Genomic DNA, 21,998 nt, shown 5'->3' with positions numbered 1-21,998 from the left:
GACGCCGGTTCGCCGGCCCCCGGACGCCGGACGCCGGAACAGGAAGCCGGACGAAGAAAGCCCCGCCGAAGCGGGGCTTTTTCGTTGCCGGGATGTCCGGGTCCGCCAGATGCCCGGGCCGTCAGTGGAACTGGGCCAGGATCGCCAGCAGCAGGATGGCGACGATGTTGGTGATCTTGATCATCGGGTTGACCGCCGGGCCGGCGGTGTCCTTGTAGGGATCGCCGACGGTGTCGCCGGTCACCGCCGCCTTGTGGGCGTCGGATCCCTTGCCGCCGTGGTTGCCCTCCTCGATGTACTTCTTGGCATTGTCCCAGGCGCCGCCACCCGAGGTCATCGAGATGGCGACGAAGATGCCCGTGACGATGGTGCCGAGCAGCATGGCGCCCAGCGAGGCGAAGGCCGCCGCCTGACCGGCGATGGCCGAGATCACGACGTACAGCACGACCGGGGCCAGCACCGGCAGCAGCGAGGGGATCACCATCTCCTTGATCGCCGCCTTGGTCAGCATGTCGACGGCGCGGCCGTAGTCCGGCTTCGCCGTGCCGGCCATGATGCCGGGGATCTCGCGGAACTGGCGGCGCACCTCGACCACCACCGAGCCGGCGGCGCGGCCGACCGCGGTCATGCCCATGGCGCCGAACAGGTAGGGCAGCAGGCCGCCGATCAGCAGGCCGACCACCACATAGGGATCGTCCAGCCGGAACTCGACCGGGACGTTCGGGAAATAGTGGCGCAGGTCCTGCACATAGGCGGCGAACAGCACCAGGGCGGCCAGGCCGGCGGAGCCGATGGCATAGCCCTTGGTCACCGCCTTGGTCGTGTTGCCGACGGCGTCCAGCGCATCGGTGGTGACGCGGATCTCCTTCGGCAGTTCCGCCATCTCGGCGATGCCGCCCGCGTTGTCGGTCACCGGGCCGTAGGCGTCGAGCGCCACCACCATGCCCGCCAGCGCCAGCATGGTCGTCGCGGCGATGCCGATGCCGAAGATGCCGGCCTGGCCGTAGGCGATCAGGATGCCGGCGCAGATCACCACCACCGGCAGGGCCGTCGACTCCATGGAGACGGCGAGGCCCTGGATGACGTTGGTGCCGTGGCCGGTCTCCGACGCCTTGGCGACGCTGCGCACCGGGCGGAAGGCGGTGGAGGTGTAGAACTCGGTGATCCACACCAGCAGGCCGGTCACGCCCAGCCCGACCAGCGAGGAGACGAAGAGGTTGAGGCCGGTGATCGCGCCGCCGCCCGACATGGCGATCGGCCGCGAGAAGCCGAACATCACCGCGGTGACGATCAGGATCAGCACCATCGAGATGCCCGCCGCGGCGAGCAGCCCCTTGTAGAGGGCGCGCATGATGTTGTTGTCCGCCCCCAGCTTCACCGCGAAGGTGCCGGCGACGGAGGCGAGGATGCACACCGCGCCGATGACCAGCGGATAGACCAGCATCAGGCGGATCGAGTCGCCGACAAAGAAAATCGCCGCCAACAGCATGGTGGCGACGATCGTGACGGCGTAGGTCTCGAAGAGGTCGGCGGCCATACCGGCGCAGTCGCCGACATTGTCACCGACATTGTCGGCGATGACCGCGGGATTCCGGGGGTCGTCCTCCGGAATCCCGGTTTCTACCTTGCCCACGAGGTCCGCGCCGACGTCGGCGCCCTTCGTGAAGATGCCGCCGCCGAGCCGGGCGAAGATCGAGATCAGCGAGGCGCCGAAGCTGAGCGCCACCAGCGCCTCCAGCACGACGCGGAGCTGCTCGGGATCGCTCACCCGATAGATCATGGAGAGGATGGCGAAATAGACGCCGACCCCCAGCAGTCCCAGCCCCACCACCAGCATGCCGGTGATGGCCCCCGCCTTGAAGGCGATGTCGAGCGCCGGCGCCAGACCGCGGGTCGCGGCCTCCGCCGTACGGACGTTGGCGCGCACCGACACGTTCATGCCGATGAAGCCCGCGGTCCCCGACAGCAGCGCGCCGATCAGGAAGCCGATCGCCACCGGCAGGCCCAGCGTGGCGCCGAGAATGAGGAGAAGCACCACGCCCGCGATGGCGATGGTGGTGTATTGCCGGTTCAGATAGGCCTGGGCCCCTTCCTGCACCGCCGCGGCGATCGCCTGCATCCGGTCGGAACCGGGTGACGCGGCCATGACCTGCTTGCCGGCATAGGCCCCGTAGGCCAGTGCCAGAAGTCCGCAGACGATGATGACGATGAACGCTCCTGCCATCGCATCCCCCAAATTACATGGTGCCGCCCGAGAAAAGCCCTGTCCCTGAGGACGCTATCCCTGAAGGTTTCCCCAAAGATGGAAGAGTGCCGACGAATCGAAGGCGAGAGACCGGAGAGGCTGGGCCGAAGAGGGCGGGCTCATCAGTTCTTTGCGAAAGCATGCCGAACCGGCGATCGCAATGCAACCACCGCCGGTGCATGCCATGCGCGGCGAAATCGCCGGAGACATGCGACTTTCGTCAAGGGTATCGGCCAAATGGATTACAGGTTGCGCTGCGTCACGGCCTGGACCAGCACATTCTGCACCACTCCGGCACCGACCACCTTGGCAGCCGCCTCGGACAGTTTTTCTTTTACGGCAGGAATGTTGACCAAGGCGCCATTCATGACCGTCTTCTCGTCGATTGCTCCGTACAGGACAGTCAGGAACCGGTCGGTCAGGATGGGCTGGTGCTGCTGGACCATCGGCTGCTTGTCCAACAGCACCTCCAGCGCGACGACGACGGTCACGAACTGTTCGGCCCGCTTCGTCCCGATCACCGGGACGACCAGCGGCGGCAGGCGGACGAAGGCGGTCGGCGGCTTGGGCGGCGGCTCTTCCTTCTTCGGCTCGCCTTCGTGCGGAACCATGTAGGTGTTGTAGAGGTACCAGCCGCCGGCCCCGGCGCCGACCAGCAGCACCAGGCCCAACACCAGGACGATCAAGGCCTTGACCACGCGCGCACCCCCACGGACGACCAGCGGCACGACCCTGCGCCGGGCCTGATTTCGATTGGGTTAAGCGGTCGGGCGCAAGCGGAGAATTCGGCCGGGCGGCCTAGAAATGCTCCCACCCCCGCCGCGGCAGGGCGAGAGGCGCGCCACCCGCATCGAGGACGGTGACGGCACCCGCCTCGCCCGCCTCCAGCCGGCCGATTCCGGTGACCGGAACTCCTGTCCGAAGGGCGAGGTCCTGCAGGGCCGGGCGCGCCCCGGCCGGGGCGGAAAACAGCAGCTCGTAGTCGTCGCCGCCGGTGAGGAGCCGGGCGAGGACCGCGGAGTCGCCGCCGGCGAGGGCCCGCGCGGCGGGCGACAGCGGCACCTTCGCGGCCTCGACGACCGCAGAGAGGCCCGACTCGGCACAGAGATGGCCGAGGTCGGCGACCAGCCCGTCCGACACGTCGAGCATCGCTGTCGCCAGCCCGGCCAGCCGGGGGCCGAGCGTGGTGCGCGGGTCGGGACGCCGCAGCCGGGCCAGCAGGGACTCGCGCACCGCCACATCCTCCACCACCCGCCGGCCGAGCGCGATGTCGAGCCCGAGGGTGGCGTCGCCGATGGTGCCGGTGACGAAGAGGCAATCGCCCGCCCGTCCGCCCCAGCGCGGGACGGCCCGGCCGGCGGGAACCAGCCCGAAGGCGGTGACCGACAGGGTGATCGGCCCGCTGGTGCCGACCGAGTCGCCGCCGGCCAGCGCGATGCCGAACCGCTCCTGGTCGGCGGCGAGGCCGGCGGCGAAGGCGGCGAGCCACTCCTCCCCCAGCCCGCGCGGCAGGGCGGTCACCAGCGTGTAGGCCAGCGGCTCGGCCGCCATGGCGGCGAGGTCGGAGAGGTTGGTGCGCAGAAGCTTGGCCGCGATGTCCGCGGGATGGTCGTCGGGCAGGAAATGGACGCCGGCCACCATCGCGTCGGTGGTGACCACCAGTTCCTTGCCGGCCGGGACGCCGAAGACGGCGGCGTCGTCGGCAAGGCCGCGGGCGCCGGGAAATCCGGCGGCCAGCGGCTTGAAGAAGCGCTCTATGCGGCCGAACTCGCCGAGCGGCGGACCGGCCGCGGCGGGATCATTCCTCCGCGCCGGCACGGCTGGGGTCCGGCTTGGCCAGATCCTCGGCGCGCAGCGCGCGGGCGACATGGTCAAGCACGCCGTTGACCATCGCCGGTTCGCGCTGCGAATAGAAGGCGCGGGCGACGTCGACATACTCGCTGATCAGGATGCGCGGATGGACGTCCATGTGGGCGAACATCTCGTAGGCCCCGGCGCGCAGGATGGCGCGCAGCAGCAGCTCCAGCCGGTCGAGCGGGAAGCGCGGGTCGAGCGCGGAGGCGAGGATGCCGTCCACCTCGGACCGGCGGTGCGAGGCGCCGCGCACGATGTCGGAGAAGAGCTGCGGATCGCCGGCGACGAACTTGGCGCCGTCGATCTCCTCCCCCAGCCGGTGCTTGATGAACTCGCCCACCACGGTCTCGACGGCGGCGCCGGACAGGTCGATCTGGTAAAGCGCCTGCACGGCGGCCAGCCTGGCGGCCTTGCGCCGCGCCTTGGCCGAGCCGCCGCCCGTCCGGTTGCGGGACCCACGCTTGGTTTTTGCGCGGCCGGCCGCGTCGTCGTTGCTCATGGTCTTCTTGCTGTCAGGAAGGAGAAAGGAAAGTCGGAGAACCCGTCACCGCGGATAAAGGCGGAATTGGCGCTTCAATTCAATCATGTCAAGGCAGGCCCGCGCCGCGAAGCCACCCTTGTTCCTGCCGCCGGTCGCCGCCCGCCCCCAGGCCTGTTCGCGGTTTTCCACCGTCAGGATGCCGTTGCCGATCGCCAGCGCATAGCGCATCGCCAGGGTCTGCAGGCCGCGCGCGCTCTCGGTGCACACCATGTCGTACTGCGTCGTCTCCCCCCGGATGACGCAGCCGAGCGCGACATAGCCGTCGAAGCGCTTGCGCGCCGTGAAGAAGTCCATCGAGCGCACCGCGAAGGCGATGGCGGCGGGGATCTCCAGGCAGCCGGGCACCGGAACGCGCAGGCAGGTCGCGCCGTTGCGCTCCAGCTCGGCCACGGCGCCGCGCGCCAGCTCCTCCACGATGTCCTCGTGGAAGCGGGCCTCCACCACCATGATGTGGGGGGTGTCGCTCATCCGCTCCCTATTCGCCGGCGACGGTAGTGATCGGGCGGTGGTCGACGACGGTCAGGCCATAGCCCTCCAGCCCGATGATCGGCCGCTTGCGGTTGGACAGCAGCACCATCCTGCGCACGCCGAGGTCGAGCAGGATCTGCGCGCCGACGCCATAGTCGCGCAGCTCCGGCGCGCTGGCGCCCTGCCCTTCCAGCCGCGCCTTCAGCGTACCGGTCAGGCCGGTCGGGGCGAGGTCGCGCAGGACCACGACGACGCCGCGCCCCTCGCGGGCGATCATCTCCATGGAGGCCTGCAGCTCGGTCTCGCGGCCGGCACTGCGGTCGCCCAGCGCATCGTCGAGGACGGACAGCGCGTGCATGCGCACCAGCACCGGCTCGTCGCCCGAGATGTCGCCGCGCACCAGCGCGATGTGCTCGGCATACGCCACCTTGTTGACGTACACATACATCTGGAAGCGTCCGCCGAACCGGCTGTCGAAGGTGCTGGCCAGCTTCTGCTCGATGATCGTCTCGGTGCGGCGGCGGTAGGCGATCAGGTCGGCGATGGTGCCGACCTTCAGGCCGTGGAACTGGGCGAACTTCACCAGGTCCGGCAGGCGGGCCATGGTGCCGTCGTCGTTCATGATCTCGCAGATCACGCCGGCCGGGCCGTGGCCGGACAGCCGGGCGATGTCCACCGACGCCTCGGTATGGCCGGCGCGGACCAGCACGCCGCCGTCGCGCGCCAGCAGCGGGAAGATGTGGCCGGGCGTCGCGATGTCCTGCGGCCCCGCCTTCGGATCGATCGCCACCTGGATGGTGCGCGCCCGGTCGGCGGCGGAGATGCCGGTGGTGACGCCCTCGCGCGCCTCGATGGAGACGGTGAAGGCGGTCTGGTGGCGCGAGCCGTTCTGCTGGGCCATCAGCGGCAGGTGCAGCCGCTGGATGTTGTCGTTGTCCATGGCGAGGCAGATCAGGCCGCGGCCGAACTTCGCCATGAAGTTGATCGCCTCCGGCGTGGCGCAGCCCGCCGGGATGACCAGATCGCCCTCGTTCTCCCGATCCTCGTCGTCGATCAGGATGAACATGCGGCCCTGCCGGGCCTCTTCCAGGATCTCTTCGGTCGGCGAGAGATACTGATGGAATTCGGAGGTCATTCCCGCCCCGCCAACCGCGCCACGTACCGCGCGAGCATGTCGATCTCCAGGTTCACCCTGTCCCCTTCGCGCAGGCCGCCGAAGGTGGTCGCCTGCTGGGTGTGGGGGATGATGTTGACGCCGAAGCGCGCGCCGTCGACCTCGTTGACGGTCAGCGACACGCCGTCCACCGCCACCGAGCCCTTGGGCGCGATGAACTTCGCCAGATCGGCCGGAGCCTCGAAGGTCAGGCGGATCGACTCGCCGTCCGGGCGGATCGACAGCAGCGTGCCGACCCCGTCGACATGGCCGGAGACGATGTGGCCGCCCAGCTCGTCGCCCAGCTTCAGCGCGCGTTCCAGGTTCACCCGCGTCCCCTCGGCCCAGGAGCCGAGCGTGGTCTTCGACAGGGTCTCGCCCGAGGCCTGCACGGCGAACCAGCCCGGCCCCGTCTCGACCACGGTCAGGCAGACGCCGTTGTTGGCGATCGAGGCGCCGATCGGCACCGTCGCGGTGTCGAAGGCCGTCTCGATGGTGAACCGGGTATCGCCCTGCCGCTCCACGGCCCGGACACGCCCGACGTCAGTGATGATTCCGGTGAACATGGCGCGGAATTTAGCAGGTTTTGCGCCGGGGGAAGGGCGCATCACCCCGCGACCATGCGGGCCAGGGTCTCGTGCCGGTCGGCCTCGGCGGCGGGCTTGTCCCAGCGGATGCGGTGGACGCGGGGGAAGCGCATCGCCAGCCCGCTCTTGTGGCGGCTGGAGGGGTGGACGCTGTCGAAGGCGACCTCCAGGACCAGTCCCGGCTCCACCTCGCGCACCGGGCCGTAGCGGCGGGTGGTGTGGTTGCGCACCCAGCGGTCGAGCTCGACCAGCTCGGCGTCGGTGAAGCCGAAATAGGCCTTGCCCACCGGCACCAGCTCCTCCCCGCGCCAGACGCCGAAGGTGAAGTCGGAGTAGTAGCTCGACCGCTTGCCGTGGCCGCGCTGGGCGTACATCAGCACGGTGTCGAGCGTCAGGGCGCCGCGCTTCCACTTGAACCAGGGACCCTTGGGTCGGCCGGCGGTATAGGGGCTGTCGGCCCGCTTCAGCATCAGCCCCTCGATGCCGTTCTCCCGCGCCCCCTCGCGCAGCGCCTTCAGCTCGTCCCAGCCGGAAAAGGGCACCATGGGCGACAGGTCCATGCGGCGCGGCCTGACCGCCTCGCACCAGCGCTCCAGCCGGGCGCGCCGCTCGGTGAAGGGAAGGCCGCGCAGATCCTCCTCCCCTCGAACAGGATGTCGTAGAGCCGGACCCAGCCGGGGTAGTCGCGCAGCATCGCCGCGGTGACCGTCTTGCGGTTCAGCCGCTGCTGCAGGTCGTTGAAGGGCGCCACCACCCCGTCGCGGGCGACCAGCAGCTCGCCGTCCAGCACGGCGTCGAAGCCCATGTGGTCGACCAGGTCGGGAAGGCGCCGGAGATGTCGTCGCCGGTGCGGCTGTAGAGGCGCCGCTCCAACCCCGCCGCGGCGAGCTGGACGCGGATGCCGTCCCATTTCCATTCCGCCCGGTAGAGGGCGGGATCGAGGCCGGCCATGTCCTCCTCTTCCAGGGGGTGGGACAGCATCAGGGGCCGGAAGCCGACGCCATAGCCGGCGCTGGGCCGCTCGGCCGAACCCTCCAGCCAGGCGAACAGCTCGGCATAGGGCGGCGTCAGGCCGTGCCATACCTCCTCGACGTCGCCGACGTCGACCTTGCCCCACTCGGCCAGAGCGGTCTTGGCGAGGCGGGCGGAGACGCCGACGCGCAGCCCGCCGGTGATCAGCTTCAGCAGGGCGAAGCGGCTGGAGGCGTCCATGCCGTCCAGCCAGCCCTCCACCAGCTCCATCACCTGCCCGCGCTTCGCGCCGCGCAGCCCTTCGACCACCTCGTCCAGGGTGGGCGGCAGGCTGTTGGCCCGCTCCGGCCGCTCCGGCCAGATCAGCGCCACCGTCTCCGCCAGATCGCCGACATAGTCGTAGGACAGGGCGAACAGCTCCGGATCGACGCGGGCGGCGGCGAGTTGCCGGATGGCCGCCGGCTTCGCCTCGCGGAACACCAGCGTCTCGGTCAGGGCGGCGAGCGCCCAGCCGCGCTCCGGATCCGGCGTGGTGGCGAAATGATCGGCGAGCAGCCGGATCTTGCCGTTGCGCGAGGGCATGAAGACCAGCGCGTCGATCAGGGCGGCGAAGCGGTTCACGCCTCGTCCTCCTCGAAGCCGATGAGGGCCAGCGCACGGGCGCGGATGCCCTTCCGCGTGGCGTGGTGGACCAGAGCCTCCTCCCGCCCGTGGGTCACCCAGACCTCCGGCGCCTGCACCTCGTCGATGGTCTGCGTCAGCTCGTCCCAGTCGGCATGGTCGGAGATGATGAGAGGCAGCTCGACCCCGCGCTGGCGGGCGCGCTGCCGCACGCGCATCCAGCCCGACGCCATGGCGACCACCGGATCGGTCAGGCGCCGCGCCCAGCGGTCGGCCACCGCCCCCGGCGGGGCGAGGACCAGGGCGCCCTTGAGCTGCTCCCTGGCGGCGACGGTGGCGGGGCGCAGCTCGCCCAGCTCGATCCCGAAGCGGCGGTAGAGGTCGCACAGCGGCTCCAGCGCGCCGTGCAGGTGGATCGGGCCGTCATAGCCGGCCGCCCGCAGCAGCGTGATGACCCGCTGGCACTTGCCCAGCGCATAGACGCCGACGACGTGGCTGCGCTCCGGGAACAGGGTCATGGAGTGCAGCAGCTTCCGCACCTCCCCCAGGTCGGGGGGATGGCGGAACACCGGCAGGCCGAAGGTCGCCTCGGTCACGAAGACGTCGCAGGGCACCGGTTCGAAGGGCGCGCAGGTGCGGTCGAAGCGGCGCTTGTAGTCGCCGGAGACGACGACGCGCGAGCCGGCATGCTCGATCACCACCTGGGCGCTGCCCAGCACATGGCCGGCCGGCACCAGCCGCAGCGCGACGTCGCCCAGCCGGATCGTCTCGCCATAGGCCAGCTCCTGCAGCGAACCGCCGGCCCCCTCCCCCAGCCGCTGGCGCATGATGGCGATGGTGCCGGCGGTCGCCAGGACATGGCGGTTGCCGGCGCGGGCATGGTCGGAATGGCCGTGGGTGACGACCGCCCGGTCCACACCGCGCACAGGGTCGATGTAGAAGCCGCCGGGCTCCACATAGAGCCCTTCGGGCAGGACCTTGATCCATCTGTCCGGATTGGGCCGGTCGGGATGCGGCTTGGCCGGACCCGGTCCGGCGAGGCCTTCGGAGTGGAGCGGAGCGGACATGCCCCCTAATATAGGGTGCCCCTCGCAGGAGACCCATCATGCACGACCGCCTGATCCTGGCCCCCGAGGTCGCCGAGGCCCTTGCCGGGAAGCGGCCGGTGGTGGCGCTGGAATCGACCGTGATCTCGCACGGCATGTCCTACCCCCGCAACCTGGAGACGGCGCGCGACCTGGAGGCCGCCGTGCGCGAGGAGGGGGCGGTGCCGGCCACCATCGCGGTGATGGACGGGCGCATCCGCGTCGGGCTGGACGACGTGGCGCTGGAGCGGCTGGCCACCGGCGGCAAGTCGGTCTGGAAGCTGAGCCGGCGCGACCTGCCGGTGGCGCTGGCGACCGGCGCGCTGGGAGCGACCACCGTGGCGGCGACGATGATCGCGGCGCGGCTGGCGGGGATCGCGCTGTTCGCCACCGGCGGCATCGGCGGGGTCCACCGCGGCGCCGAGACCAGCTTCGACGTGTCGGCCGACCTGGACGAGCTGGCGCGCACCAGCGTCTGCGTGGTGTGTGCCGGGGCCAAGTCGATTCTCGACCTGCCGAAGACTCTGGAGGTGCTGGAAACCCGCGGCGTGCCGGTGCTGGGCTTCGGGACGGAGGAGTTTCCCGCATTCTACAGCCGCCGCAGCGGTATGCGTGTCTCGCATCGCTGTGACAACGCAAACGAGGTAGCCGGAGTTCTGCGGGCGAAATGGGACCTCGGACTGGACGGTGGGGTGCTGCTCGCCAACCCGATCCCGGTGGCCGACGAGCTGGATGCCGACGTCATGGAGCAGGCGATCGGCGCCGCGCTGGCCGATGCGGACTCCAAGGAAATCAAGGGGAAGGACGTCACGCCGCACCTGCTGGCGGCGTTGGAGCGGATCACCGGGGGCCGCAGCCTGCAGGCGAATATTGCCCTGATCCGAAATAACGCCAGGGTCGCGGCACGGGTGGCGGCGGCCTATTCGGCGCTCCCGGTAATAAAGTGAAGCAGTCGCGCCCAAGGAATTACCTCTTCAGCGCGGCTCCGGGACCGGTGCTCCTTAAGTCCGCGTTAACCCGCGGCAGGCAAATCTGGCCTCGTTCAAATGCGGAGGCTTTCATGCGTGCGCCCAGCCCCTCGGACCTCGTTTCCCAACTGACGACGCTGGCCGGTCCCACCGAAGACGCGCCTGTCACCATCGACAACCGCCCCGCAGCCCGCGTCAAGCGGATCGTCTGGGCCTCCCAGGCCGCCCGCCTGCGCAGTTCCCTCACCGCCCGCATGGTCCACGAGATCGAATGCGCAGTGACCGAGGACCTCGACAGCATGGAGATGCCGGAGGTGTTCTTCACCTCGGTGGAGTTCCGCGGCCGGGTCGTCACCTGCGACCTCGACTCCGCCGGCACCGCCTCCATCTTCGGGCTGATCGCGCTCGACGAATATGAAGAGCTGGTCGAAGAGGCCGGCGACGACGCGCTGTTCGGCGTCGACTGGGACGGCGTCTACATCACCCCGGCCCGCACGCGCCACTGAGCACCCGGCAACGGTCCCATCCCCCTCCGCAAGCCGGGACCGTCCGCTACCGATTTCCGCCGATCCGCACCGCTTGAATCCGACAGGATGCGAAGGGGCGCCGAAGCCGACCGCTTCGGCGCCCCTTTTTCGTGTCCGGCGGCGGTGCCGGAACGGCCGTGAGGCCCTTACCCGCCGTAAGGCCTTTACCCGAGGACCCGCTTCACGATCACGTCGAGCCGCTTCAGCATCTCGGGGTCGCGGTGGCCGGGGGCGGTCATGATGGCGTTGTCGAGGGCGGTGTGGCAGCCCTGGCTGCAGGCCCCCTCACGGCCGGCGACCTTCGGAGCAAGCCGGCTGACCAGCGAGCGGGCATTGCCGGCGTTCGCCACCACCACCTTGATGACGGCATCGACCGTCACATGGTCGTGGTCCGGATGCCAGCAGTCGAAGTCGGTGACCATGGCGACGGTCGCGTAGCACATCTCCGCCTCGCGGGCGAGCTTGGCCTCGGGCATGTTGGTCATGCCGATGACGTCGCAGCCCCAGCTCCGGTACAGCTCCGACTCCGCGATGGTCGAGAACTGCGGGCCTTCCATCACCATATAGGTGCCGCGGCGGCGGTAGGGGATGTCGAGTTCGGTCAGAGCCTCCTCGATCAGGTCGCCCAGGCGGTTGCACACCGGATGGCCGAGCGCCACATGGGCGACCAGCCCGGTGCCGAAGAAGCTCTTGGTGCGGGCGAAGGTGCGGTCGATGAACTGGTCGATCACCACGAAGGTGCCGGGCGGCAGCTCTGCCTTCAGCGACCCGACCGCCGAAACCGACAGGATGTCGGTGACGCCCAACTGCTTCAGCGCGTGGATGTTGGCGCGGAAGTTTAGTTCCGACGGGGGAATGCGGTGGCCGCGGCCATGGCGGGGCAGGAAGACCAGCTTCTGCCCGTCGAGCGTGCCGGTCAGCAATTCGTCCGACGGGTCGCCGAACGGCGTCTCCACCCTGACCCAGCGCTTGTCGGACAGCCCGTCGATGTCATAGACGCCGCTGCCGCCGATCACGCCAAGCACCACGTCGGCCATGTCCCGCCCCCGCTGTTTCGTCGATTCGTCACAGCAATAGCGCCGAAGCGGGACCTGTTCAACCTCTGCCGCTCCCCCCTTCACTCACCCGCCGGCGCGGCGGGCGGCCGCAGGGCGCATCAGCAGGGCCAGCGCGATGCCCGCGGCGCAGCCGCCGAGATGGGCGCCCCAGCCGATCTCCGCCAGCGGCGAGCCGGCGGCCGGAGGGACCACCACCATGTAGAGGTTCAGCAGCCCGAAGCCGACGACGATCCACAGGGCCGGCCGGTACAGCAGGGCGAAGGGCCGCGGGCGCAGGATCACGAAGGCGCCGAGCACGCCGCAGATCGCCCCGCTCGCCCCGATCAGCGGCGCCATCGGATCGGTGGCGATGGCGCCCTCCAGCAGCGCGCCCGCCACGGCGCCGGCGAAGAACAGCAGCAGATAGCGCCAGTGGCCGACGGTCGCCTCCACCGCGTTCCCGAAGGGCAGCAGGAAGGCCATGTTGCAGGCGAGGTGCAGGATGTCGGCATGGATGAAGACGTGGCCGAACAGGCCGCGCCAGACCGCCAGCGTCGGCAGCGGCCCGGCAAGCTCCATGGTTCCGAAGAAATAGGCGGGGACGAAGGCGAAGCGCTCGGGCGGAAGCTGCAGGACGAAGGACAGGACGCAGGCGAGGATCAGCGTGCGGTTGGCATAGGCGGGGACCACCGGCAGCGCCGCCGGCTCCGCCATCCCCCGCCCGCGCCGCAGAACGCCGCGGCCTCCCGGCACCAGAGTCATGCGCCCCCCTGCCCGCCCTGCGCCGCCCGTCCCCCGCGATGCCGGAACCCTGCGGCAATCCATCACACCCGATATGGGTATCGCGACCAAGGAAAAACAGCCGCTTGGCCCCCTGCCCGCCGGGATTAGGTCGCACGACCCGGTTGGTGCCCGCCAATCCGGGTGGCAGACTGCTCCCATCCGTACAACCTGGACCCGATCCGGCGTAACCCGATGCGGGGCCATCCTGTGGGGGAGGAAACCGACGATGAACGGACATCGCGATACCGGCCGCATGGACGTGGAGCGGCGCGGCCGCGTCCTGGTCCTGACCATGGACGATCCGGCCACCCGCAACGCGCTCGGCCCGCGCATGATGGCCCGCGGGCGCGAGGCGCTGGACGAGGCGGTGCAGAGCGAGGAGATCGGGGCGATCGTGCTGACCGGCGCGGGCGGCGCCTTCAGCTCCGGCGGGCACCTGACCACCCTCTACGACCATGCCGGCAAGTCGCGGTCGGAGAACCGCGATTCCATCGAGCGGTTCCACGGCTGGGTCCGGGCGATGCGCGAATGCCCCAAGCCGGTGATCGCCGCGGTGGAGGGACCGGCGGCCGGGGCCGGCTTCTCGCTGGCGCTGGCCTGCGACCTGATCGTCGCCGCCGAGGATGCGCGGTTCCTCACCGCCTACGCCAAGGTCGGGCTGACCGCCGACGGCGGCGCCTCGGCCTCGCTGGCCCGTGCGCTGCCGCCGCAGCTCTATGCCGAGTTGATGCTGACCGGCGGCCCGGTCGAGCCGCAGCGGCTCCACACGTTCGGCATCGTCAACCGCGTGGTGCCGCCCGGCCGGGCGCTGGAGGAGGCGGTTGCCTGGGCGGACGCCGTCGCCGACGGCCCGACCGCCGCCATGGCGCGCAGCAAGCGCCTGATGGAACTTGCCTACGGCAGCTTCGCCAGCCAGCTCGCCCGCGAGAGCGACCTGTTCGTCGAGGCGCTGCACCATCCCGAGGCCCGGGAGGGCATCAGCGCCTTCTACGAGAAGCGCCCGCCGGTCTTCCACCGCAAGGGCTGACGACCGCCAGGGCTGACGACAGGCCCGTTCCCATGCCGGCAGAGGCGGGAGCGGGTTCGTCAGGCGCGGACGGCGGCCTCGTAGTCGCGCATCAGCGTCTCGCACACCGCGCCGGGGGTGAAGCGGTGCCCGCCGATCTCGCCGACCGGCGTCACCTCCGCCGCCGTGCCGGTGAGGAAGACCTCCTGCGCCGCCGCCAGCTCCTCCGGGAGGATGTGGCGCTCCACCACCGGGATGCCGCGCTTGCGGGCAAGGCCGATCACCGTGCGGCGGGTGATGCCGTCGAGGAAGCAGTCGGGGATCGGGTGTGGAGCGCCCCGTCGATCACCAGGAACAGGTTGGCGCCGGTCGCCTCGGCCAGATAGCCGCGATAGTCCAGCATCAGCGCGTCCTGGAAGCCCTCGGCCTCGGCCTCGTGCTTGGAGAGCGTGCCGATCATGTAGAGGCCGGCGGCCTTGGACGCGGTCGGCGCCGTGTCGGGCGCCGGACGGCGCCAGCGCGCCCAGGTCAGGCGGATGCCGGCCATGCGGGCCTCGGGGCTGAAGTAGCTCGGCCACTGCCAGACGGCGATGGCGAGATGGATGCGGCCGGCCGGCGCCGAAACCCCCATCACCTCGCTGCCGCGCCAGGCGACCGGGCGGACATAGGCGTCGCTGAAGCCCATCGCCGCCACCACGGCGTTGGTCGCGGCGTCGATCTCCGCCACCGACCAGGGTATCTCGAAGCCGAGGATGCGGCCGGAGTTCACCAGGCGCTCGCTGTGCCCGGTCAGCTTGAAGACCTTGCCGTCATAGACCCGCTCCCCCTCGAAGACGCTGCTGGCGTAGTGCAGGCCGTGCGTCAGGACATGCAGCCTGGCCTCGCGCCACGGCACCAGGGCGCCGTCGTACCAGATCACGCCGTCACGGTCGTCGAAGGGAAGGATGGACATGGGTTGGGCTCCACGATTGTGCGGTTGGTCGGCTTGCTGCCTGTCTTCGCGGCCCCGGCTCCGCATGGGCGCACGCCACCGCGGGCAAAAGCCGCATTGGCTTCCGCCCTGGTTTCGGACACATGTGTTCGGGATCGCCGAGTCCGGCCTTGTGTCCGGGCTCAGGATTGTTTATGTCTGAGTTGCTGACCTATTTGTAACGAATCGCACAAACCACGTCAACATGGCTGACATAAAAGCAGGCGTGAACCAGCTCTTCCTCCGCGAGGAGGAACTCCGCACCGGGATGGAGCTGCTGTTCTACGCCTATCGGGAATTCACCGCGGAGCCCGACGAGATCCTCGCGGAGATCGGTTTCGGCCGGGCGCACCATCGGGTGATCTATTTCGTCGGCCGCTATCCGAAGATCACGGTGTCGGAGCTGCTGGCGATCCTGAAGATCACCAAGCAGAGCCTGTCGCGCGTGCTGGGCGAGCTGGTCCGCCAGGGTTTCATCGTGCAGCAGACGGGGTCGCGCGACCGCCGGCAGCGCCTGCTGGAACTGACGGAGAAGGGCGTGGAGCTGGAACGCCAGCTCTCCGAGACCCAGCGCCAGCGCATCGCCCGGGCCTACCGCATGGCCGGGGCGGAGGCGGTGGAGGGGTTCCGCAAGGTGATGATGGGGATGCTCGACGAGGAGGACCGGGCGAAGTTCGCTCCCCCGGTCCCTCCCCGCCTCGCGGCGGTGAAGCGCTGACGCCGCGGCGCCAGCGCCCATCCGGTTTTCGTCACTCCGCCTTTCCGTCTCCCGCGGCGGCGGCGGGCGGTTGTGCCACGCCGTCTCCGCCGGCCGGCGCGGAGCCGGCCTCCACGGCGCTGCGGGCGGCGGCGTCCGCCGGGGGACGGCGGCGGAAGTTGCCTTTCTTGTACACGACGTTGTCGGACGAGCCGGGGGGCACTGAACGATCTTGCCGCCTTTGGCAAGAAACTCCCGGGTCAGGGACTCGAGGTCCTGGCGGTCCGCGGACCTGTTGTCATTGGGCATCACAAGCGCTCCGATGGTCCCGATCAATCCCCAGGTTAACACAATCGACCGCCCGGACCACCAACGCCCTTTTGCGCCGGTCAGCTATACGCCTGCCGCCCAACCGCGCTATAGTCGCGCCATGACGGAAGACCAGCCCCATATCCTGGTCGTCGACGACGACACCCGCCTGCGTGAGCTCCTGCGCAAGTACTTGGCCGGAAACGGCTTTCTCGTCACCACGGCGAAGGACGCGGCGGAGGCGCGGGCGAAGCTCGCCGGCCTGGAGTTCGACCTGCTCGTCCTCGACATCATGATGCCGGGCGAGTCGGGCCTGGAACTGACCGAATCGCTGCGCCGCGACCGCGACCTGCCGATTCTGCTGCTGACCGCCCGCGGCGAGCCGGACGACCGCATCGCAGGGCTGGAGGCCGGGGCCGACGACTATCTCGCCAAGCCCTTCAACCCGCGCGAACTTCTGCTGCGCATCAACTCCATCCTGCGCCGGCAGGCCAGCCGCCCGCCCGATCCGACGCCGATGGCGCCGGTCCGCCTCGGCCCGCTGCTCTACCTGCCCGACCGCGACGAGCTGCGGGCCGGCGAGGAGGTGATCCGCCTGACCACCGCCGAGGCCAGCCTGATGCGGGTGCTCGCCTCCTCCCCCGGCGTGACCTTGACGCGCGAGGAGCTGGTGGAGCGCAGCAAGGTCGCCGGCAACGCCCGCACCATCGACGTGCAGGTGACCCGCCTGCGCCGCAAGATCGAGGGCGACCCGCGCGAGCCGCGCTACCTGCAGACCGTCCGCGGCGAGGGATACGTGCTGAGGCCCGATCCGTGACGGCGCAGGCAGCCTCCGGCCCGGCCCGGAGGGCGCGGAGCGACCGGCGGAACCGGCAGCGCGGGCTGAAGCGCTTCCTGCCGCGCACGCTGTTCGGCCGCTCCATCCTGATCATCGTGACCCCGGTGATCCTGGCTCAGGCGGTGGCGACCTGGATCTTCTACGACCGCCACTGGGACACGGTGACCAACCGGCTGGCCTTCGGCGTCGCCGGCGACATCGCCATGGTGATCGCCATGCTGGAGCACAACCCGACCCCGGAGGGCCGGGAATGGGTCCTGGCCACCACCGCCCGCAGCACCGACCTGATCGTGACGCTGGAGCCGGGCACGCCCCTGCCGGAGACCAAGCCGCCGCTGCGCGGCCTGCTGGAGCGGACGCTGGGCAAGGCGCTGGAGGAGCGGGTCGGCCGCCCCTTCGCCATCAACACCCGCGTCGCCCGCGAATGGTACGAGATCCGCGTGCAGATGGCGGAAGGGACCCTGTCGGTGATGTCGCCGGAGCGGCGCCTCTTCACTCCGACCAGCTACATCTTCATCCTGTGGATGATCGGCTCGGCCGCGGTGCTGTTCGCCGTCGCCATCGTCTTCATGCGCAACCAGATCCGCCCGATCAAGCGGCTGGCCGCCGCCGCCGACGCGCTCGGCAAGGGGCGCGACGTCGTCAACTTCAAGATGGAGGGGGCGACGGAGGTGCGGCAGGCCGCCGCCGCCTTCCTGCAGATGCGCGAGCGCATCCAGCGCCAGATCACCCAGCGCACCGAGATGCTGGCCGGCGTCAGCCACGACCTGCGCACGCCGCTGACCCGCATGCGGCTCGCCATCGACATGCTGGGCGAAGGCCCGGAGGTCGAGGAGCTGATGACCGACGTCTCCGAGATGGAGGCGATGATCGAAGGCTATCTCGCCTTCGCCCGCGGCGAGGGGACGGAGGCCGTGCAGCCCGCCGACCTGACCCGCATCCTGAACGAGGCGGCGGCCGGCGCGCGGCGCGACGGGACGGAGGTCCACCTGTCGGTCGAGCCGTCGATGACGCTGCCGCTGCGCCCCAACGCCATGCGGCGTTGCATCGCCAACCTGCTGGTCAATGCCGGCCGCCACGCCACAACCGCCTGGATCAGCGCCAGCCGGCAGGACGGGATGATCGAGATCCTGGTGGACGACGACGGTCCCGGCATCCCCGCCAACATGCGCGAGGAGGTGTTCAAGCCCTTCTTCCGGCTGGACAGCTCGCGCAACCGCGAGACCGGCGGCTCCGGCCTCGGCATGACGATCGCGCGCGACGTGGTGCGCAGCCACGGCGGCGACATCACGCTGGACGACAGCCCCTTCGGCGGCCTGCGCGTCGTCATCCGGCTGCCCGTCTGACGGGCGGCGCCGTCACGGCCGGGTGCCGGTGCAGACGATGAAGTTCCAGCTCTTGTAGACGCAATCGACCTCGCGCAGGCCGGCCTCCGTCATCCAGCGGAGCTGGTCGGCCAGCGGGGCGAGCCGGTCGTAGCTCTGGCGCTTGCGGGCGGCGGCGAACTCCTCCTCGCCGACGCCATTGGCCTTCACCTGCCGCACCCACACATCGTCATAGAGCCTGTCGAGCGCCGGCGTCGGCCCCTGCGCCTGGTCGGCGTTGACGAAACGGCCGCCGGGAACCAGCAGGTCATGGATGCGGCGGAACAGCGCCTGCTTGGCCGGGTGCTCCAGATGGTGGATGGACAGCCCCGAGACCACGGCGTCGTAGGGTCCGCCGAGATCGTCCCGCGCATAGTCGGCGGCGCGGAACTCCGCGCGGCCGTCCCCGGCGAACCGGCGGCGGGCGACCTCCAGCATCTCCTCCGCGAGGTCGACCAGGACCAGCTCCGCCTCGGGAAAGCGCTCGCGCAGCCGGGCCGCCAGCAGCCCGGTCCCGGCGCCGAGATCGAGGATGCGCCGCGGCGCCTCCGGCAGCACGGCCAGCAGCTCGACCGCGGTGCCGTAGAAATCGTCGAAGCAGGGGATCAGCGCGCGCCGCAGCCCGTCATAGCCCGACGCGGCGCTGTTGAAGGAGTCTCTGATCGTCATGGGGCGGACCGCCTCCCGGATGCAGGGGCAGCCATACTGCCACGTCCGGCCGGTGACGGCACCTGCCCGCATGCGCCCGGCCCGGACCGGTCACGGGACGCCTGCGGGCGGGACCGTCACCCGGCCGTCAGGTCGGCAGGTCGGCAGGTCGGCAGGTCGGCAGGGTCTGGTAGAGAAGCTGCGCGTAGGTGAAGGGCATGTGCTGCCACAGGTTCGATACCGCGCCGGAGATCGTCGGGCCGCTGGTGTTCTGCGGCGTGACGGTCCACGGCAGCGGGACGACGCTGTCGTTGGTGACGCCGGCCGGCGCCTGCTGGTTCACCAGATATGTCGGGAAGTAGGTGCTGCCGCTGGCGTTCAGCGGGAAGGTGTAGGTGTCGGCGGGCGTCTGGTCGGCCGGCGGCGCCGCCGTGACCACCGGCGTGCCGTTCAGCGCGATCACCTGTCCGGCATGCATGTAGTTGAGGCTGTAGGGCAGGTTCAGCACATTGACCACATCGAAGAACTCGGTGACCAGCGCCGAGCTGGTGGCCGAGCAGGGCTCCGAAGTCGGGTTAACGCTGGTTTACGAACGGCACGGTTTCTGATTCGGTGGGGCCGAACCGGATCGGGGGTGCCGTGCCATGAGTTCCATCGCAGCCGAATTTGGTCAGAAATCGCGTCTGAAGGCGCTGCTGGATCATTTTTCGCTGATCGACGATCCGCGCGATCCGTGGCGGGTGGCCTATCCCTTGCCGGAGATTCTGCTTCTGGCGGTCTGTGGGACGATCGCCGATTGTGAGGATTATGAGGCGATCGCAGCGTGGGGCGAAGCCCGGCTCGATTTTCTGCGGCGGTTTCAGCCCTACCATCACGGGGTGCCGAGCGGACGCTGGCTGACCGTGTTCATGAACCGGATCAACCCGTGCCTGTTCCAGGACTGCTTCACAGCCTGGGTGCGCGAGGCTTGGCCCGACCGCCCCGAGCTTGTCGCCATCGACGGCAAGACCTCGCGGCGCAGCCATGACCGCAGCCGCGCTCAAGCCCCTCTCCACTTGGTGTCGGCCTTCGCCACCACCAGCCGTCTGGTGCTCGGGCAGGAAGCCGTCGAAGACAAGGCTGGCGAACTCGCGGCCATTCCCGTTCTTCTGGAGCGCCTGGCGGCCGACGGCGGCCTCACGGGAGCGATCGTGACCATCGACGCCATCGCCTGCAACGCCACCATCGCCCAAGCCATCCGCGACGCCGGGGCCGACTACCTGCTGGCGGTCAAGGCCAACCAGCCGACCCTGCGCGATGAGATCGAAACTTACTTCGCCGAGGCCCCGGACGTGGCCCTCGAGCACGCCACCGACATCGACAAGGGCCATGGCCGGATCGAGCAGCGCACGGTCACGGTCGCCCGCGAGGTCGATTGGCTGACCGGCGAGCGCCGCTTCCCCGGCGAGGTGCGTCTGCCCGCCGTCGCCTCGATCATTCGGGTTGGCAGCAAAGCCGAGTTGAAGGACCGCTGCCGCTTCGACACCCGCTACTACGTTTCTTCCGCCACGCTGAGCGCCCAGGCAGCGGCTGAGGCCATTCGGGGGCATTGGGGCATCGAGAACCGGCTGCATTGGGTTCTCGACGTCGTCTTCACCGACGACCAGTCCCGCTTGCGCAAGGGACATGGCGCTCAGAACATGGCCGTCGTCCGCCATTTCGCCATCAATCTCGTCCGCAAGGCCGAGGAACCCGCCCGGCCGCGCTCGGGACTGCGGCGCGCCACCAAAAAACCGGCCAAACCCAAAGCGACAAGCATCAAGCTCCGACGAAAGCTGGCGGGATGGGACACCGATTACCTCGACGCCATCCTTGCCGCCAAAATCCGTTAACCTGGATTCGGAGCCCTGGGTGGCCGAGGTGGCGATGGACTGGATGCCCTGCCAGTAGTTCAGGTCGCCCGAGGTCTGGATGGTCAGCGGCACCTGGGGCACCGTGTCCAGGCTGTTCAGGATGGTGTAGAAGCCGAAGCCCTGCTGCTGGAACAGGATGCTGGTGGCGTAGGCGAAATAGTCGTTGCCCGGCTTGGGCTGGGCGAAGCTGTAGCACTTCACGTTGATGGTGTAGCCGCTGAACGGCTGGGTCGCCAGCCAGGCCGCCGCCAGCGCCGCCATGCCGGCGCCGAGGCTGTGGCCGGTGACGTAGAGGTTGATGGAGGTCTGTCCGGCCGGCAGGGCGGACAGGATCGCCTTGATGCGGCCGGTGAGGGAGTTGATCGAGAAGATGGAGTCGGTCACCCTCGCGTCCAGAAGCGAGTCCAGCGATTCCAGGGCGACGCGGAAACCGAGATGGACCAGCGCGTTCTGCGCCGCGACGTTGCCGCTGGTCGAGACGTAGCTCTTCGGCAGGCTGAAGAGGTCGAGCATCTGCTGGACCGCGGCCGGGAGGCTGTTCCACAGCGCCTGCGGGATAAGGCTCTGCAGCGATCCCTTGGGAATCTGCTGGGCAGTGACCGGCAGGGCGAAGAAATCCTCCACCACGTTGGTCGCGGTCATCGTACCGCGGAAGGCCAGGCAGTAGGTCGGGACCGCCGTCTGGTTCACCAGACCGGCCAGCAGCGCCTGGTTGCCGAGTTGGGAGACGACGATGGAGGAGGCCCAGGTGGTCGAGGTGGTGGAAGCGATGGCCGCCTGCCAGTCGGACGGCCAGCGCTGGTAGTAGATCGACGGATAGGCGTTGGCATAGGCGGGGTTCAGGGGCGAACCGGTGGCCGGCGCGGTCGGATCCAGCACGGCGGTCCCGCCGTCCGGGACATAGAGCGGAAGAAAGGTATCGACGGCACTGGCGATGCGCAGGATCTCCAGCGCTTCGCCGGCATCATAGGCGGGACCAAAGGCGGGAAGAGTCATCCAAAAACCTCCTGAAATCCATCGAATGGAAAAATGGCCTGGTCACGGCGCCGCCCGGCCTGCCGGGCAATGGTCCGGCAGGTGACTGCGGCACCCGTGGAAGGGGCGACGAGGTCTCTTCTTTCGGCAGACAGCCGGCAGCCGCCCATGTGCGGGCCTCACAGGCGTGCCGCGACGGCATCCTCATTCGCCTGATGCAAGGAGATCACCTGAATACCAGCAAGAACTCATCCGACTCGAAAAGAAACTCCACATCTCCCGCAAATAACTCTACATGCTGATAACTATATTTCATGCACCACAATGATCGACATTTGGTGACGGATCGAATCATTACGAATACATCGGCATGATTTTGGCGTCGCAAAACACTCGCCACTTCAGAAACGAATTCATTCGTCTTCCATTTGCGGCGCCGGCGTCCCTTCCCGCCGCCG

The 21,998-nt window shown here is 69.4% G+C and carries 22 protein-coding genes and 2 pseudogenes; 7 read left to right on the top strand and 17 right to left on the bottom strand.

Going from position 1 to position 21,998, the window contains the following annotated elements:
* Positions 1-121 precede the first annotated feature (121 nt).
* The 11 genes from DEW08_RS12040 to DEW08_RS12000 all read right to left on the bottom strand — a co-directional run bounded on the left by DEW08_RS12040 (position 122) and on the right by DEW08_RS12000 (position 9,508).
* Entirely contained in the window at positions 122-2,224 is a 2,103-nt protein-coding gene (locus DEW08_RS12040) for a sodium-translocating pyrophosphatase (RefSeq protein WP_109327409.1), read from the bottom strand.
* A gap of 263 nt (positions 2,225-2,487) precedes the next feature.
* Entirely contained in the window at positions 2,488-2,943 is a 456-nt protein-coding gene (locus DEW08_RS12035; RefSeq protein ID WP_109329788.1) for a hypothetical protein, read from the bottom strand.
* A 100-nt stretch (positions 2,944-3,043) separates the two neighbouring features.
* Positions 3,044-4,063 carry a thiamine-phosphate kinase gene (gene thiL / locus DEW08_RS12030; protein WP_245986599.1) on the bottom strand — a complete coding sequence of 340 codons (1,020 nt, stop codon included), beginning with the start codon at positions 4,061-4,063 and terminating at the stop codon, positions 3,044-3,046.
* A complete protein-coding gene (gene nusB / locus DEW08_RS12025) occupies positions 4,044-4,598 on the bottom strand; it encodes a transcription antitermination factor NusB (RefSeq protein WP_109327407.1) in 555 nt (184 codons plus the stop codon). Before nusB ends, thiL begins: the two co-directional genes overlap by 20 nt.
* Before the next feature lie 45 nt (positions 4,599-4,643).
* Positions 4,644-5,108: a 6,7-dimethyl-8-ribityllumazine synthase gene (gene ribH / locus DEW08_RS12020; RefSeq protein WP_109327405.1), complete on the bottom strand. Its 465-nt coding sequence runs from the start codon at positions 5,106-5,108 to the stop codon at positions 4,644-4,646.
* A gap of 7 nt (positions 5,109-5,115) precedes the next feature.
* A complete protein-coding gene (gene ribB, locus DEW08_RS12015) occupies positions 5,116-6,243 on the bottom strand; it encodes a 3,4-dihydroxy-2-butanone-4-phosphate synthase (protein WP_109327403.1) in 1,128 nt (375 codons plus the stop codon).
* Positions 6,240-6,827 (bottom strand): riboflavin synthase, encoded by a 588-nt coding sequence (locus tag DEW08_RS12010; RefSeq protein WP_109327401.1) that lies wholly within the window; start codon positions 6,825-6,827, stop codon positions 6,240-6,242. Before DEW08_RS12010 ends, ribB begins: the two co-directional genes overlap by 4 nt.
* Before the next feature lie 41 nt (positions 6,828-6,868).
* Positions 6,869-7,444, bottom strand: coding sequence for an ATP dependent DNA ligase (locus tag DEW08_RS33785; RefSeq protein WP_425429119.1), 576 nt, complete (start codon positions 7,442-7,444; stop codon positions 6,869-6,871).
* The gene (locus DEW08_RS33780) at positions 7,363-7,653 is read right to left on the bottom strand and encodes a DNA ligase-like domain-containing protein (RefSeq protein WP_425429117.1); all 291 of its coding nucleotides are present in this window, start codon (positions 7,651-7,653) and stop codon (positions 7,363-7,365) included. The genes DEW08_RS33785 and DEW08_RS33780 overlap by 82 nt, the downstream gene beginning before the upstream one ends.
* Positions 7,566-8,441 (bottom strand): hypothetical protein, encoded by an 876-nt coding sequence (locus DEW08_RS33775; protein ID WP_425429116.1) that lies wholly within the window; start codon positions 8,439-8,441, stop codon positions 7,566-7,568. The genes DEW08_RS33780 and DEW08_RS33775 overlap by 88 nt, the downstream gene beginning before the upstream one ends.
* On the bottom strand, positions 8,438-9,508 hold the full coding sequence (locus tag DEW08_RS12000; RefSeq protein ID WP_109327399.1) for a ligase-associated DNA damage response exonuclease: 1,071 nt from the start codon (positions 9,506-9,508) through the stop codon (positions 8,438-8,440). Before DEW08_RS12000 ends, DEW08_RS33775 begins: the two co-directional genes overlap by 4 nt.
* A 38-nt stretch (positions 9,509-9,546) precedes the next feature.
* On the opposite strand from DEW08_RS12000, the gene DEW08_RS11995 reads away from it, so the two are divergent.
* Together DEW08_RS11995 and DEW08_RS11990 are read left to right on the top strand one after the other, a co-directional pair.
* Positions 9,547-10,473: a pseudouridine-5'-phosphate glycosidase gene (locus tag DEW08_RS11995; RefSeq protein ID WP_109327397.1), complete on the top strand. Its 927-nt coding sequence runs from the start codon at positions 9,547-9,549 to the stop codon at positions 10,471-10,473.
* Between the two features lie 113 nt (positions 10,474-10,586).
* Positions 10,587-11,000: a hypothetical protein gene (locus DEW08_RS11990; RefSeq protein WP_109327395.1), complete on the top strand. Its 414-nt coding sequence runs from the start codon at positions 10,587-10,589 to the stop codon at positions 10,998-11,000.
* A gap of 185 nt (positions 11,001-11,185) precedes the next feature.
* Here the strand turns inward: DEW08_RS11990 and DEW08_RS11985 are convergent, their stop codons facing one another.
* Together DEW08_RS11985 and DEW08_RS11980 are read right to left on the bottom strand one after the other, a co-directional pair.
* Positions 11,186-12,058: an S-methyl-5'-thioadenosine phosphorylase gene (locus DEW08_RS11985; RefSeq protein WP_109327393.1), complete on the bottom strand. Its 873-nt coding sequence runs from the start codon at positions 12,056-12,058 to the stop codon at positions 11,186-11,188.
* Between the two features lie 84 nt (positions 12,059-12,142).
* A complete protein-coding gene (locus DEW08_RS11980) occupies positions 12,143-12,820 on the bottom strand; it encodes a rhomboid family intramembrane serine protease (RefSeq protein ID WP_109327391.1) in 678 nt (225 codons plus the stop codon).
* A gap of 247 nt (positions 12,821-13,067) precedes the next feature.
* Here DEW08_RS11980 and DEW08_RS11975 point away from each other — a divergent pair, with 247 nt between their 5' ends.
* On the top strand, positions 13,068-13,868 hold the full coding sequence (locus DEW08_RS11975) for an oxepin-CoA hydrolase, alternative type (protein ID WP_109327389.1): 801 nt from the start codon (positions 13,068-13,070) through the stop codon (positions 13,866-13,868).
* A gap of 59 nt (positions 13,869-13,927) precedes the next feature.
* On the opposite strand, the pseudogene DEW08_RS11970 reads toward DEW08_RS11975, so the two are convergent.
* Positions 13,928-14,799, bottom strand: a pseudogene (locus DEW08_RS11970) (branched-chain amino acid aminotransferase).
* 223 nt (positions 14,800-15,022) lie between these two features.
* On the opposite strand from DEW08_RS11970, the gene DEW08_RS11965 reads away from it, so the two are divergent.
* The 3 genes from DEW08_RS11965 to DEW08_RS11955 all read left to right on the top strand — a co-directional run bounded on the left by DEW08_RS11965 (position 15,023) and on the right by DEW08_RS11955 (position 18,007).
* Entirely contained in the window at positions 15,023-15,535 is a 513-nt protein-coding gene (locus DEW08_RS11965; RefSeq protein ID WP_109327387.1) for a MarR family winged helix-turn-helix transcriptional regulator, read from the top strand.
* A gap of 409 nt (positions 15,536-15,944) precedes the next feature.
* Positions 15,945-16,640: a response regulator gene (locus tag DEW08_RS11960; RefSeq protein WP_109327385.1), complete on the top strand. Its 696-nt coding sequence runs from the start codon at positions 15,945-15,947 to the stop codon at positions 16,638-16,640.
* Positions 16,637-18,007: an ATP-binding protein gene (locus DEW08_RS11955; protein WP_109327383.1), complete on the top strand. Its 1,371-nt coding sequence runs from the start codon at positions 16,637-16,639 to the stop codon at positions 18,005-18,007. Before DEW08_RS11960 ends, DEW08_RS11955 begins: the two co-directional genes overlap by 4 nt.
* Before the next feature lie 12 nt (positions 18,008-18,019).
* Here the strand turns inward: DEW08_RS11955 and DEW08_RS11950 are convergent, their stop codons facing one another.
* Positions 18,020-18,694: a class I SAM-dependent methyltransferase gene (locus DEW08_RS11950; RefSeq protein ID WP_109327381.1), complete on the bottom strand. Its 675-nt coding sequence runs from the start codon at positions 18,692-18,694 to the stop codon at positions 18,020-18,022.
* Positions 18,695-18,821: 127 nt separating this feature from the next.
* Positions 18,822-19,190: a hypothetical protein gene (locus DEW08_RS11945; protein ID WP_109327379.1), complete on the bottom strand. Its 369-nt coding sequence runs from the start codon at positions 19,188-19,190 to the stop codon at positions 18,822-18,824.
* 127 nt (positions 19,191-19,317) lie between these two features.
* Here DEW08_RS11945 and DEW08_RS11940 point away from each other — a divergent pair, with 127 nt between their 5' ends.
* A complete protein-coding gene (locus DEW08_RS11940; protein ID WP_109326513.1) occupies positions 19,318-20,544 on the top strand; it encodes an ISAs1 family transposase in 1,227 nt (408 codons plus the stop codon).
* Between the two features lie 144 nt (positions 20,545-20,688).
* Here DEW08_RS11940 and DEW08_RS32290 read toward each other — a convergent pair.
* Positions 20,689-21,207 (bottom strand): annotated as a pseudogene (locus tag DEW08_RS32290) (lipase family protein); the annotation flags it as partial.
* Between the last annotated feature and the right edge of the window lie 791 nt (positions 21,208-21,998).

Source organism: Azospirillum thermophilum, assembly GCF_003130795.1.
Classification (GTDB): domain Bacteria; phylum Pseudomonadota; class Alphaproteobacteria; order Azospirillales; family Azospirillaceae; genus Azospirillum; species Azospirillum thermophilum.
The sequence above is the reverse complement of the archived record's forward strand: the minus strand, read 5'-3'. Positions and strand labels throughout refer to the sequence as shown.